Annotated in this window: 13 protein-coding genes; all 13 read right to left on the reverse strand. The window is 38.3% G+C overall.

Features of this window, described 5'->3' with window-relative positions:
* Positions 1-34: 34 nt before the first annotated feature.
* A complete protein-coding gene (locus ACE1TI_RS05955) occupies positions 35-559 on the reverse strand; it encodes a YpoC family protein (protein WP_375006671.1) in 525 nt (174 codons plus the stop codon).
* Positions 552-1,214 carry an endonuclease III gene (gene nth, locus ACE1TI_RS05960; RefSeq protein WP_375006672.1) on the reverse strand — a complete coding sequence of 221 codons (663 nt, stop codon included), beginning with the start codon at positions 1,212-1,214 and terminating at the stop codon, positions 552-554. The genes ACE1TI_RS05955 and nth overlap by 8 nt, the downstream gene beginning before the upstream one ends.
* Before the next feature lie 16 nt (positions 1,215-1,230).
* Complete coding sequence (locus ACE1TI_RS05965; protein WP_375006673.1) at positions 1,231-1,926, reverse strand: DnaD domain-containing protein; 696 nt, start codon at positions 1,924-1,926, stop codon at positions 1,231-1,233.
* 69 nt (positions 1,927-1,995) lie between these two features.
* Positions 1,996-3,285 (reverse strand): asparagine--tRNA ligase, encoded by a 1,290-nt coding sequence (gene asnS, locus ACE1TI_RS05970; RefSeq protein WP_375006674.1) that lies wholly within the window; start codon positions 3,283-3,285, stop codon positions 1,996-1,998.
* Between the two features lie 97 nt (positions 3,286-3,382).
* Complete coding sequence (locus tag ACE1TI_RS05975) at positions 3,383-4,564, reverse strand: pyridoxal phosphate-dependent aminotransferase (RefSeq protein ID WP_375006675.1); 1,182 nt, start codon at positions 4,562-4,564, stop codon at positions 3,383-3,385.
* Positions 4,565-4,766: 202 nt separating this feature from the next.
* Positions 4,767-5,243, reverse strand: a complete 477-nt coding sequence (locus ACE1TI_RS05980; protein WP_375006676.1) for a PepSY domain-containing protein — start codon at positions 5,241-5,243, stop codon at positions 4,767-4,769.
* Positions 5,244-5,262: 19 nt separating this feature from the next.
* The gene (locus ACE1TI_RS05985; RefSeq protein ID WP_375006677.1) at positions 5,263-6,573 is read right to left on the reverse strand and encodes an amidohydrolase; all 1,311 of its coding nucleotides are present in this window, start codon (positions 6,571-6,573) and stop codon (positions 5,263-5,265) included.
* Between the two features lie 26 nt (positions 6,574-6,599).
* Positions 6,600-9,410 (reverse strand): ATP-dependent DNA helicase DinG, encoded by a 2,811-nt coding sequence (dinG, locus tag ACE1TI_RS05990; protein WP_375006678.1) that lies wholly within the window; start codon positions 9,408-9,410, stop codon positions 6,600-6,602.
* A 100-nt stretch (positions 9,411-9,510) separates the two neighbouring features.
* Entirely contained in the window at positions 9,511-9,894 is a 384-nt protein-coding gene (gene panD, locus ACE1TI_RS05995) for an aspartate 1-decarboxylase (protein ID WP_375006679.1), read from the reverse strand.
* On the reverse strand, positions 9,869-10,762 hold the full coding sequence (gene panC / locus ACE1TI_RS06000) for a pantoate--beta-alanine ligase (protein WP_375006680.1): 894 nt from the start codon (positions 10,760-10,762) through the stop codon (positions 9,869-9,871). The genes panD and panC overlap by 26 nt, the downstream gene beginning before the upstream one ends.
* A complete protein-coding gene (panB, locus tag ACE1TI_RS06005) occupies positions 10,759-11,598 on the reverse strand; it encodes a 3-methyl-2-oxobutanoate hydroxymethyltransferase (protein ID WP_375006681.1) in 840 nt (279 codons plus the stop codon). Before panB ends, panC begins: the two co-directional genes overlap by 4 nt.
* Positions 11,599-11,792: 194 nt before the next feature.
* Positions 11,793-12,758 (reverse strand): biotin--[acetyl-CoA-carboxylase] ligase, encoded by a 966-nt coding sequence (locus ACE1TI_RS06010; protein WP_375006682.1) that lies wholly within the window; start codon positions 12,756-12,758, stop codon positions 11,793-11,795.
* A complete protein-coding gene (locus tag ACE1TI_RS06015; RefSeq protein ID WP_375006683.1) occupies positions 12,748-13,902 on the reverse strand; it encodes a CCA tRNA nucleotidyltransferase in 1,155 nt (384 codons plus the stop codon). The genes ACE1TI_RS06010 and ACE1TI_RS06015 overlap by 11 nt, the downstream gene beginning before the upstream one ends.
* Positions 13,903-13,904 lie beyond the last annotated feature (2 nt).

Here is a 13,904-nt window from a genome sequence, read left to right on the forward strand (position 1 = left end):
TTTCCTCGCTTTTTGAAAGATGTTCATCAGGTGTTTATTTACGTTGTTCCTTTATTTTCACAACCGCAAATTGCTTTTTATTTTCAACAAATAATTCGTTTAATTGCACAAAGCTGTGATAATGGTCCGGCGTTTGTATTAAAAAAGCAAGTCTTTCTCCTGCATTGACAGGTGCTTTTGGCAATTCGTGAGCTGCTTCTTTTAAAAATTCCGAGTTTACAGCAGGTACTTTCAATCTATTCATCCACCAAAGTGCGTTCATTAACGCAGCAATATGCTTAATCATTAAAGGCCTTGCGACTTTTCTATTGCGTGCTTCATATAAAGAGTTTAACACTTTTTTATCGTTTTCCCATTCTTTTTGAATAATTGGTATATATTTTAGTGGATGATACCATGGGATTGATTCTAATTTATCGTTGTACCACAATATTTCAGCCATAAAAGGAATTTCAAAAATATCAGCTTTTGCAACAGCTTCTTCTTCTAAAGTGATCGTAGTTTGGGAGGTATAAAATGGTGCCGCTGCCAACTCTTTTGGAAGCTTCAACTCAACCATGATAAACCTCCTGATTTTTCATTCTCTTTTTTCCTTCCCTGCACATGTCAAGAAGTGGGCATATATGACATTGCGGGGATTTGGCCTTACAGTGATAACGTCCAAAAAAAATTAATCTGTGGTGGGTTACCGCCCATTGATCCTTTGGAATTTTTTTCATTAACGTTTCTTCTACTTCTCTGACGTTATCTTTCCAGCGGCAGATTCCCAAGCGTTTTGAAACTCTTTCAACATGAGTGTCTACAGCAATTGCAGGAGTGTCAAAAGCCACAGAAGCTACGACATTGGCTGTCTTTCGCCCAACTCCTGCCAGACTCATCAACTCTTCACGTGTACGCGGGACTTCACCGTTATATTGTTCGATTAAGGACTGAGACAACTTTTTTATATTTTTTGCCTTATTTCGATATAATCCGATAGATCGGATATCTTGTTCAAGTTCTTCCTGACTTACTTCCACATAATCTTTAGGGGTTTTATATTTTTCAAATAGTGCAGGGGTAACCTTGTTAACAAGGGCATCTGTACATTGAGCAGACAACACTACGGCAATAAGAAGTTCAAATGGATTAGAATGGGTTAATTCGCATTCAGCCTCGGGAAACATCTCTCCTATATGCTTAAGAGCTTCTTGAACTTGTGTTTTTGTTAACATTCTTTTGACTCCTTTTTTAGGTTTCATCAAGCCAATTTATGTTAGGATACTGCGGCAGGTCTTCCTTCCCTTTACTGTTTGGCCGTTTCCCTTTTTGGTATGGCCTGAATTTTTCACCATACACTTTTGCTTCCTGAGGTGATTTAACCCCATTTTTATGCCATTCATGTAAAATACGGTCCATATAGCGAAGGTTCAGTTTGCCTGATATAACTGCTTCACGCAACGCTGATTTAATCAACTCTGGTTTATATTTATCCTGGTCAAGCCATACTTTGATCGTTTCATATTCCATTGGAGAAAGCGGCCGTGAAAACTCTTCTTCAAATATTTCATATAGTTTTCCATCTTCATTTGTATTTTCGCTTTCATTTTCACTAAACATTTCCTGTAAAATTCTTTCATACAGTGGAGTAAGAGAATACGTTTCATACATAACCTGATTTTCATCTTGATTTTCTTCCATTCGTAAAAAATCATTTTTTATTAATGAACGTAATAGTTCCGAGCATTCACTAACTGTTACAGCCATACGCTCTGATAATTCAGCCGGAGTAGGGAAAGGATGATTGTCTTCTATGAAGCGATGGATATGAAGTAAAAGCATCATTTCCGTTTCATTTAATCCAAGCCTGGCATAGTAATCAAACAATAACTTGGAAATAGATGAATGTCCATACTGCATTAATGCCACAATCTGAGACCGCTCCATTATTTTCCTCCTCTCCGCACTCTAAATTTAATAGAAAAACCCCCAAAAAAGGGGGAGATTCAGATATTATTAAGGATACAATCGATTTAGCAAGCGAGGGAACGGTATGGTTTCTCTCACGTGTTCTGTCCCAGCTATCCAAGCGACTGTTCTTTCAAGTCCAAGTCCAAAACCAGAATGAGGCACAGAACCATACTTACGCAGTTCTAAATACCAGCGGTAAGCATCTTCAGACAGATTATACTCGTTATAACGCTGCTTCATTAACTCTAAGTCATCAATACGCTGACTCCCGCCAATGATTTCCCCGTAGCCTTCCGGAGCAATTAAATCGGCACAAAGTGCCACATCTTTTCGTTCAGGGTCTGGTTTCATATAAAATGCTTTGATTTCTAAAGGATAATGTGTAATAAATACTGGTTTATCAAACTTCTCTGCAATCGCTGTCTCATGAGGCGCTCCAAAATCTTCTCCCCAGGTAATCTCGTGGCCATCTTTTTGAAGAATCTCAATGGCTTCGTCATACGTTATTCGGGGAAATGGAGCCTGTACTTTTTCTAATCGAGCTCTATCTCTTCCTAATGCCTTAAATTCCAGCTGACATCTATCTAAAACAGACTGAACAACATAGGTTACATATTGCTCTTGAATAACCAGGCTTTCCTCATGGTCCACAAACGCCATCTCTGGTTCTATCATCCAAAACTCAATTAAATGGCGTCTTGTTTTTGACTTTTCAGCCCGGAAAGTTGGACCAAAGGAAAAGACTCTATTAAATGCCATTGCGGCGGCTTCCATATAAAGCTGTCCAGATTGAGATAAATATGCATCTTCATCAAAATATTTTGTATGAAATAAATTCGTAGTCCCTTCTGCTGAACTCCCCGTTAAAATAGGAGAGTCAACTTTAATAAATCCTTCTTTTTTAAAAAATTCATAGGTGGCATTTATAATTTCATTTCTAATTCTTAATATAGCATGCTGTTTTTTAGAACGGATCCATAAATGTCTGTGATCCATTAAAAATTCAGTACCGTGTTCTTTAGGTGTAATAGGGTAATCTGTTGCTTCATGAATAACTTCTAAAGAAGTTACTTGCAGCTCATAGCCTGAAGGAGATCTCTCATCCTCTTGTACAGTTCCTTCTACATAAATAGAACTTTCCTGAGGAAGGTTTTTAGCTGTTTGAAATAACTCTTCACCAACTTCATTTTTAACGACAACACCTTGTATATATCCGGTTCCATCGCGCAGCTGCAAAAATGCAATTTTACCACTTGAGCGTTTATTTGCAATCCAGCCGCCGATACGGACCTTTTCACCTGTAAAGTCCCCAATATGCTGAATGGTCGTTTTCAACAGAAATTCCTCCTTCACTAAAGGCCTATGTTGACAAGAACTATTATACAGTCGTTGAAAAAGCACAGTCAATTAAGGCTCAGCTATTCCTTTCCTATTAGGAATGCTTCTCTACAAATTGTTCTATTCTTTCTAACGCCTTCTCCAACAAATCAAGAGAAGTAGCATAGGATAAACGAATATTATCCGGAGAGCCAAAGCCGCTGCCTGGTACAACAGCAACTTTTTCATCTTCTAATAATGCTTTCACCCACTCGTCTACAGAGGAAAAACCACCTTTTACAGCTGCTTCTTTTACATTAGGGAAAAGATAGAAGGCGCCTTTAGGTTTGACACAGGTCACTCCAGGAATTTGTATTAGTTTTTCATAAACACGATTCAGTCGTTCTTCGAATGCTTCTCTCATTTTTTCAACAGATCCATCCTCTTTTGTGTATGCTGCAATAGCACCATATTGAGAGCTGGCTGTCGGGTTTGATGTTGAATGACTGGCTAAGCTTGTCATTGCTTTAATTAACTCTTTATTTCCTACCGCATATCCAATTCTCCAGCCGGTCATTGAATGAGATTTAGAAACACCGTTAATAACCACTGTTTGTTCTTTAAACGGATTAGATACTTGAGCGATGGAATGATGAACAGCCTCACCATAAATAAGCTTTTCATAAATTTCATCTGAAACAACAAGAAGATTATTGTTTATAGCAGCTTCTCCTAACTTTTCTAACTCTTCCTTACTATACATACTTCCCGTTGGATTACTTGGGGAATTAATAATTACTGCTTTCGTTTTACTGGTTACCGCATTTTCAAGCTGGTCCGGAGTAATTTTAAAATCATTTTCTTCCAGTCCGTCTACATAGACAGGTTTACCGCCAGCAAGCTTGACTTGTTCTGGGTAGCTTACCCAATATGGAGTAGGGATAATCACTTCGTCTTCTTCATCAAGCAATGCTTGAAACAAAGTATATAATACATGTTTTGCGCCTGTTCCAACCATTATTTCATCAGGAGTATAGTTAAGGCCCTGGTCTTTATTAAACTTGTCAATCACAGCATCCTTTAAGGCTGGCAGCCCTCCAGAAGGAGTATATTTTGTATAACCCTCTCGCATAGAAGAAGCAGCAGCTTCTATTATGTATGAAGGTGTATTAAAATCAGGTTCCCCTGCACCCAGTCCAATTACATCATGTCCTTCCGCTTTTAATGCCTTTGCCTTTGCTGTGATAGCTAAAGTAGAAGAGGGGGTCAGGGTAGATACTCTTTTTGATAATTGCATATTTGTTTCCTCCTTAGTTTTATAAAGTTCCATACTTAGGTCGATGCTGATATGTCTGACAGGCGAAATTTCTTCATTTTCCCTTCTTATACAATAAAGTCAGTGTATTAAATTGAAGGAATTAATTCAAGGTTCGTTTTCTGCAATAACGTTCCTCTTTTTTCTATTAAACCACTCTCTGCTTTACAAAGGCTGAAGATGTTCATGATTGCTTCATGCTGTACCTCTTTATAAACTCACCGTTCTTTAAATTCATATAATAAAAGTGCAGACGGTTATCTTTTTCACAAGTTATCTCGTATATCGGTTCACCTTGCTCATACCCCGGCTTTACACTTCTTACTTTTTGTAAATCAAACGTTTCCTTGACCAATTCTTCTGCTTCCGACCGTTTTAAACTTTGCTGCTCGGGTAGTCTTTCTTCTATTTCTTCGTTCCGAATAAATACCCACTCGTTTTCCCCTTCCGTATTCGTGATTTCAGCGGTATACACCGCATCTTCACCAAAATAATAGCTCACATTATTAACAGATTCGATATCCGCTTCTGCATGCAGTAAAGTTTCAGCGTTATTCAGATCTTCTGCCAGTGAAGAACGGGCATTAAAAAAAATGATAGCTGCAATCCCCAAAATAAGTATCAAACCAACTCCAGCAGCTCGAATCACCATCCGCTGCATTAACAGTCTCCCTTTCTGTTTAAAAACCGTTTTTCAGACCTTTAAAGCACTCATTCGCTTCGTATATTATTTTTTCTTCATCAAGTGTGAGTAATTCCCTGTCTTTCATAAGCTGGCTTCCTGAAACAAAAACATCCGTTACATCATGACCAGACGCAGAGTAAATCAAATGCGAAAAAATATTCTCCTCAGGCTGCAAATGCAAAGAAGAAGCATCCATCATAATGAAATCAGCCGGTCCTCCAGGACTAATAAGACCTTTACCAGTAAATCCAAGCGCATCAGCCCCATGTAACGTTCCCATTTCAAATATTTGATCTGCAGTTAAACTAGCTGGGTTTTGCTCCACTGTCTTTTGCATTAAGGCTGCTGTTCTCATTTCCTGAAACATATCTAAATTGTTGTTTGAAGCCGTACTATCTGTACCTATCGATACTTTAATCCCTTGTTTTAACATCTTAGGAAGGGGAGCTGTTCCTGAACCTAATTTTGCATTGCTCATCGGATTGTGAGATACGGTAATAAGATCACCTTTCAACAGCTCCAGCTCTTCATCTGAAACATGAACAACGTGAGTTAAAATAGCTTCTTGCTCAAAGAAGCCGAGATCATGCAAATGGCGGATAGGAGACTTACCATACCGATTATGATGTTCGTTAACCTCTTCTTTTGTTTCAGCTAAATGTGTGCCTATTTTAAATTGACGGCTGCGGGCTTGTGAAATGACATCTTCCAAAAAGTTTGGAGGGCAGGTATAGGGAGCATGCGGGAAAAGCATTCCTTTTACTTTTCCCTTCCCTGTTTCATTCCAGTAATCAGCAAGTTCACAAGCTTCTTTGAGCTTTTCATTCTGCTCATATTTTGCACCTAGCCCTATCATGCCGCGGCTTAATACTGCTTTCAAACCTGCATCGACTGTTATATCAAATACCTGATTCATATGTAAGTGGTACATATCCAAAAAAGCTACTGTGCCAGAACGTATCATTTCTGCTAAAGCTAAAGAAGTTCCAGCTTTCACTTTTCTTTCATCTAACAAGCTCTCACGTGGCCAAATCTCCTGTTCAAGCCATGCTTTTAAGGGGACGTCGTCAGCAACCCCGCGTAATAGTGACATAGGTGTATGAGCATGAGTATTGTACATTCCGGGAAGCAGCCATTTTCCTTTCTGGTCAAAAACCGGTACACCCGTTTTTGACGAATCCGGCAAGGGGCATTTCCCGATTTCCTGTATGATCCCACCCTTGATTATGATGTACATATCTTTTTGTACTCTATTAGCAGGATTTGTAGTAATTATATCTATATGGTTGAGAATAAAATGATCCATAGCATCATCACTCCTCTTTGCACCGTCTATTCATGCAGAAAAGACGCAATATCATTTAAAACCGAGTCAGTAGGCTTTTTCACAACAGGCAGACTCGGAAGAGATTGGATGAAATATTTCCCATAAGCTGATTGTGAAATTCTTTTGTCTAGGACCACCACTACACCTTTATCATTTTTATGCCTGATTAATCTTCCAAAACCCTGTTTAAAACGCAATACGGCTTGTGGAAGTGAAACTTCTTGAAAAGGGTTTCCTCCCTCTGTCCGAACTTTTTCCATTCTAGCTTGAGAAATAGGTTCGTTCGGCGGGGAAAAAGGAAGTCTTACAATAACTAAACAGCGCAAGTCTTCTCCAGGAATGTCTATACCTTCCCAAAAAGAACTCGTTCCTAACAAAATAGCATTTTCATATTGTTTAAAAGCCTTCATTAATTTCAAACGGCTTCCACTTTTTAAGCCTTGACCAATTAAAACAAAATCACTTGCTTCATCCCACATTCTTAATTGGTAATACGTTTTTTTCAGCATATCAAAAGAGGTAAATAAAACAAGCATTTTTCCTTCAGTTATAGAGGCAGTGTGGTAGATAAATTCTGCAGTTTGAACAATAAACTCTTTTTCACCGTCTTTAATAGCAGCCATATCATCTGGCACAAACACTTTTGCTTTATTTTTATAATCGTATGGAGAAGGCAGTTGAAGGGTCTGGGGAGCAAAGTCCTGAAGACCCCACTTCTTTATCACATAAGAAAAAGATCCATCAACAGTTAGTGCCGCAGAAGTGAGAACTACACTGTCTTTTTCAGCAAAAAATTGATCAGCCAAGAGTTCTGATACGTCTACAGGTCTAGCGTATAAATATGCTGCGTTTGCAGCTCCTTTTTTATCAATTTCCATCCAATACACACAGTTTTCATCATGTTCCAATAACAATGAAAATAACTGATCACAAACCTGTTCTGCATCTTTTGCTGCAGCTTTAAAATCATGAAGCAGACCATATTCTAACGAATTGGAAGGAACACAAGAAGACAAATAATTATAAAAAGTAAGCCATGCCTCCGCTTCTTCTTCAAATAGAATAAGAATTCGTTTCAGTGAATCCTGTATAACTTTCCAATTAGATGACACCTCTTTCGATAAGTCATATCTTACAGATATTCTCCCTACATCCGTTTGTTTTTTTGGGGCTTTCTCGAGGCAGAAATGGTGAAGCAGTCTAAATAACTCGTCTACTTCATATTTCAGCAAAATGAAATGATCTTCCCGCCGCTGATACCAATGAGACGCAAAATGATGATGAACAGATTGTTCGTAAACCATTAAACGTTGAAACAAACCGTTTTTATCCATAAAGCCCAATCGATGAAATACTTGAGTTAAATCAAAGTAATTCACCTCTAACCCTAATTTCTTTGAGGCTAATTCCTCCAAGTGATGAGCTTCATCAACGATAATATTTTTATATGATGGCAGTATGCTTTGTTCCTTTGAGAGATCAGTAAACATAAGTGCGTGGTTTGTAATGATCAAATCAGCTTGATTTGTTTTTTCTATTGCACGATTATAATAATTTTTTGATGACCATTCCAATGATGCTTGTGAAAAAGTTGTTTCATCGCTTCTTACTTTTTCCCAAAAGGCACTGTTGCTTCCTCCTGCTATATTTATTTCCTCTACGTCACCAGTAGACGTTTCTAATATCCATATTAATATTTGAGCCAGCCCTAAAACCTCTTCATATGTAGAAGGTGCGGTGTTTAATAACTGTTTAAATTTCCTTAGACATAAGTAATGGTTTCTGCCTTTAAACAAAATTGCATTAAATTCAAACGGCAGAATTTTATGCAGCAAAGGAATTTCTTTTTCCATTAACTGTTCTTGAAGATTAACCGTGTGCGTTGATACCATCACACGACGATCAGCAGTTTTACAATAATACAAGGCAGGAACTAAATAAGATAAACTTTTTCCAATACCGGTTCCTGCTTCTATTAATAAATGCTCTCTTGCATGAAATGCCTCTCTTATTGCGCTGGCCATCTCTTGCTGGCCTATTCGCTGTTCATAACCGGTCATGCTTTCAGCAAGCAGTCCAGAACCAGAAAAAAATTCCTCCTCACCTGATATTTTTTCAGTATTACTGTTCTGTTTCCAGGGTTCATGCTTTTTAATAGCCAGTCCTTTATATATCTCAATACCGTTATTTTCTATAGTATCATTACGTTTATTTACCTTATAAGCGTTTGAAATGATAGAGGAAATATCGCTCTCCATATGAACAGCTAATCCCTTCAGCCATTTTAATGTGGCTGCAGGCAGATGAAACAGCTTTTCTTTCATTTTCAACCATAAATGGGCTGTAACAATGGCATCGCTATCAGCCTGATGAGGTCTGTCATGATAGATATTCAACCAGTCTGCAAGCTGTGAAAGCTGATAAGCCGGAGCCGATGGATATAGAAATCGAGCACATTCCACTGTGTCAATTGCAGGCCCGGAATAAGGCTCGTATCCAGCTTGTATAAGTTCCTGGTTTATAAAATTTAAATCAAAAGGGACATTATGTGCAACAAAATAAGCGCCCTCTAATAATTCCAGCAGATAAGGAGCTGTTTCGAAAAAAGCAGGCGCACTTATAACATCTTCGTCCCTTATTCCTGTTAACTGTTGGATAAAAACCGGGATGTGCTGAAAGGGGCGGACAAAAGTTGAAAAGGTTTCCTTTATTTGATCATTTTCTATAACTGCAGCCCCAATTTGAATAATTTTATCTCCTTTTTTTGGTGCATTTCCAGTTGTTTCTGTATCAATTACGACGAATTTTTCCGACATAGCGTTCACCCCGGTGTGGTCAAACTTAACGATTTCATTAATCAAGAATTTATATAAGGAAGTCCCCGACAAGAAGATTTCACTCCGCCGGGGACCACTCTTATATTACTGTGGAAGGCGGTTCAAAGGAGAGCATATCCGAAATTTGATTCTTTTCATCCAATACCGCGACCTTAGGATTAAACTTAAGACATTCTGCTTCTTCCATTAAGCTGTATGCTATTATAATTACTTTGTCTCCAGGCTGTACCAAACGAGCAGCAGCTCCGTTTAAACATATTATTCCGCTTCCTCGCTCTCCAGTTATTACATATGTTTCCAAACGAGCACCATTATTATTATTAACTACTTGAACTTTTTCATTTTCGAGAAGATCAACTGCTTCCATTAGTTCCTGGTCAATAGTTATGCTTCCTACATAATTTAAATTTGCTTCTGTAACAGTGGCACGATGCAGTTTAGATTTCATCATAGTGCGAAACATTTCCCTGCCCCTTTCTATAACCATTTACGTCTATTATGACATTATCGATTAAACGGGCTTTTGAAAATTGAACAGCTCCTGCGATAATTATTTGTCCGGATATCCTATCCATTTGTTTTAACGAAGGGTAAGACAGAATTTCTACATAATCAATAACTGCATCCATATGTTTTTTTAAAGATAGCATTATTTCACTTTTTATCGAATCCGCGTCCCTCATTCCTTCTTTCACTCGACCGGCACCTCTTTGTAAACTCTCGTACAGGAGAGGAGCCTCACGTCGTTCTTTCTTCGATAAATAAACATTACGCGAACTTACAGCTAAACCGTCATCTTCTCTCATCGTTTTACAAGTTGAAATATGAACTGGAATATTAAAGTCAAATACCATATTTTTAATCACAGCAACTTGCTGAGCATCTTTTTGTCCAAAATACGCACAATCAGGCTGCATCATTTGAAATAATTTTAATACAACTGTCGCTACTCCATCAAAATGCCCCGGGCGGCTCTTACCGCAAAGGACATCTGTACCAGAAGTGACTTTTACTGTATTAAACATAGGACCAGGGTACATTTCCGCTGCAGAAGGAGCAAATAATATGTCTGCTCCTTTTTCTTCTGCAAGCTTCGTATCTTCTTCCAAGGATCGGGGATAACGTTCATAATCTTCATCCGGACCGAATTGTAAAGGATTCACAAAAATACTTACTACCAGGACATCATTCTCTTTTTTCGCACGTTCCATAAGAGAAAGATGACCTTTATGAAGAGCACCCATTGTAGCCACAAATCCTATTGTTTTTTGCTCTTTTTTTAAAGAGTTAATATTATTACGTAATTCATTAACAGAGGAAATAAATATCATGATTTTATCCCTCCGTAAAACTTTCCTAACATGTCTTCATTTATAGTAAAAGTATGCTTTTCTTCAGGAAACCTCAATTGTTTCACATCATCTACATAATGCGTTAAAGCAGTTTCAATTTCATGCTGGACATTGGCATACTGTTTGACAAACTTAGGAGTAAAACCATCCGAAAAACCAATAGCATCATGAAAAACGAGAACTTGACCATTTGTTTCGGCACCCGCACCAATACCGATAACAGGTATATTCAGTAAAGAAGATATATGAGCAGCCAACTGTCTAGGTACACATTCAAGCACAAGAGCAAAAGCTCCGCTGTTTTCCACAGCTTGTGCTTCTTCTACTAATCTGTTTGCTGTTTCTTCTGTATTCCCTTGAACTTTGTATCCGCCAAGAACATTTACCGACTGAGGCGTTAATCCTAAATGCCCCATAACCGGCACTCCGGCTTCCGTCAAACGCTGCACAGTAGGAAGCGTTTGACCGCCCCCTTCTAGTTTTACAGCTTGAACATCTGCTTGCTGCATTAATCTTTTCACAGCGTAAAGGGTGTCCGAAAACTCTCCATTATATGTTAAAAAAGGGAGGTCGGCCACCACGAACACATCTGGTGCACCTCGTCTTACTGCTTTTGAGTGCAATATAATATCATCGAGAGTAACGGGAATTGTTGAATCATAACCGTGCACGACCATCCCTGCAGAATCTCCTACTAAAATTAAATCCATACCTGCCTTTGCTGCTGCTTTAGCTGATGGCGCATCATAAGCAGTCATCATAGCAATAGGTTCCTGTTTTTGCTTCATCTTCAAAAATGAGCTAGTACTTTTCATCTGTTCCTCCTCCTTCATGTGGAGAAGTGAGAAGTAACCTTGGCCTTGCTGCTGGCTGCTTCTCGACTTTCTCCGTCCCTGTCCTGTTTGGATCAAGGCAGACAATTTTGATTTGTAATATATAAAGCTACAGTACAATTCCACAAAAGGATATTGTCTGTAATGTCAGTATATCAAAGATTTACGGAAGGAGGTTACTCAATATCCGCACTATATATATGTTCTATTTCCCCATTCATTTTCCTCAATAACAGCACTCCGTCATCTGTGATCCCTTCGGCTGTTCCTTTTACCGTTTTCGTGACAGTCGTAGCAGTTATTTCTTTTCCGATCGTAACAGCAAGGGCTTCCCATCGTTTTCTGACTTGATCAAAACCATGATTTAAATACTGATAATACCAGCTTTCAAACCGTCCAAGAATAGCAGCAATAACATTAGCCCGCTGAAAGATCTTATTCCCTTTAGCGATAGAAAGAGAAGTCGCTTTTGATAAAAGTTCATCAGGGAAGTGTTCTGGCTGTTGGTTGATATTTAATCCAATCCCAATAATAACAGCTTGTACCCGATCAGGCTCTGACTGCATTTCTGTTAAAATACCGGCTGTTTTTCTTCCATCAATGAGAATATCATTTGGCCATTTAATTTCTGCTTCGATACCGGCTGCTTCATAAATGCCTTCTGTGACCGCCACTGCAGTTAATAAAGTGAGCTGTGGAGCTTTTTGAGGAGGTACATCTGGTCTTAGTATTAAGCTGAACCATAACCCCGTTCCTGGTGGTGAGTGCCATTCTCTACCCAACCTTCCTTTACCTTGCAGTTGTTGGTCTGCCACAATGATTGTTCCTTCAGAGGCATCATTCCTCGCAAGCTCATGTGCTAATTCCTGGGTGGTGGTTACTTCATTTTTGAATATAATGTTCTTACCAATTTTATTTGTAGTAAGCAAGGCTTCAATTTCGTCTGCACTGGCATGATTTGGAGTATGAAGAAGACGATAACCTTTTCTAGGCACAGCTTCTAGTTGATAGCCGTTTTTACGTAATTCTTCTATATGCTTCCACACAGCTGTACGTGAAATCCCTAAGTTTTCACTTATCTCTTGGCCTGAGATAAAAGTGTTTGATGTTTTCATTAACAATTGTAATAGTTTACCTCTCATTATAAAGCTGCTCCTTTATAAATGTGACCATTTCCATTTTTTGATTTTCTATTCTTCCCATTACTACCGCCTTCTCAAGTTCTTTTAACATCACACCTATTTTTTCTTTTTTTATACAGGGGAAAACTTCTATTATATCTTTCCCATTTATCTTTAAATCTCTTCTATTCACAATAGGCAGGGAATTATATAAATGTTTAATTAAACAGAAGTTAGTATTAGACCTATATATCCATTGGTGCACGCGATCTATTTGCAGAGCTAGCTCTTCTCCGGTTTGATACACCATATATTTATCCCAAGGAATATAATCTGGGTAATGATTAACAAATTGAAGAATGGCCTTAATCTGTTTTTTATAATGGTTTGAAAACTTCCACGACCCTGTTTTATCCATGGCATTACTCCCATACAACAGCCAGAGAAAAGCAGCCCATTTTTCTGTGATAGTAAGGAGCTCGTCCATTTTCATACGATTTATATCTCGAGTGAAATATACTGCCTTAATATTTTCAGGAAAAAAAGCAGGGACTGCCTTTGAGAATAAACAAGAAAGCGCCCGTGCATGTTTATTTCCTCTCAGCAATTTCTCTATTTCCATTTGAACTCTTTCTATTGGGAGGTTCTTTAAAGCAAATAACTGATTCAGTGCCTGTTCCATAGTTTTTTCTTCGAGAGTAAAGCCTAATTCTGCAACAAAACGAAACCCTCTGAGAATTCGCAAAGGATCCTCTTTAAAACGTTTAAAAGGTTCATTAGCCCTGATGATGTTATTATTTAAATCTACTCGGCCGCATAATGGGTCAATAATGTTTTGTTTTTCATCCATTGCAATAGCATTTATTGTAAAGTCTCTATGATACAAATCAGCTGTTAATGTATTCAGAATGGATCGGAAAGGGCTCACTTCAAACTGAGTGTCCTGCCATCGAATGAAAAACGTAGGGAACTGCTTGGATGGCTGACAAGCGTTGGAGAACATCATTTCTATATCGCGCGGAGAAGCACTTGTTACTACATCAAAATCATTCACTTTTCTTTGAAGAAGAAAATCACGTACCGCTCCTCCAACAATATAGGCGGAAAATCCTTGCGATTGAAAATAATTTAAAAAAAGCAAAGCTTTTTTCCATTGGCTCTCCACTT

This window comes from Alteribacillus sp. JSM 102045, from assembly GCF_041949975.1.
GTDB lineage: Bacteria > Bacillota > Bacilli > Bacillales > Marinococcaceae > Alteribacillus.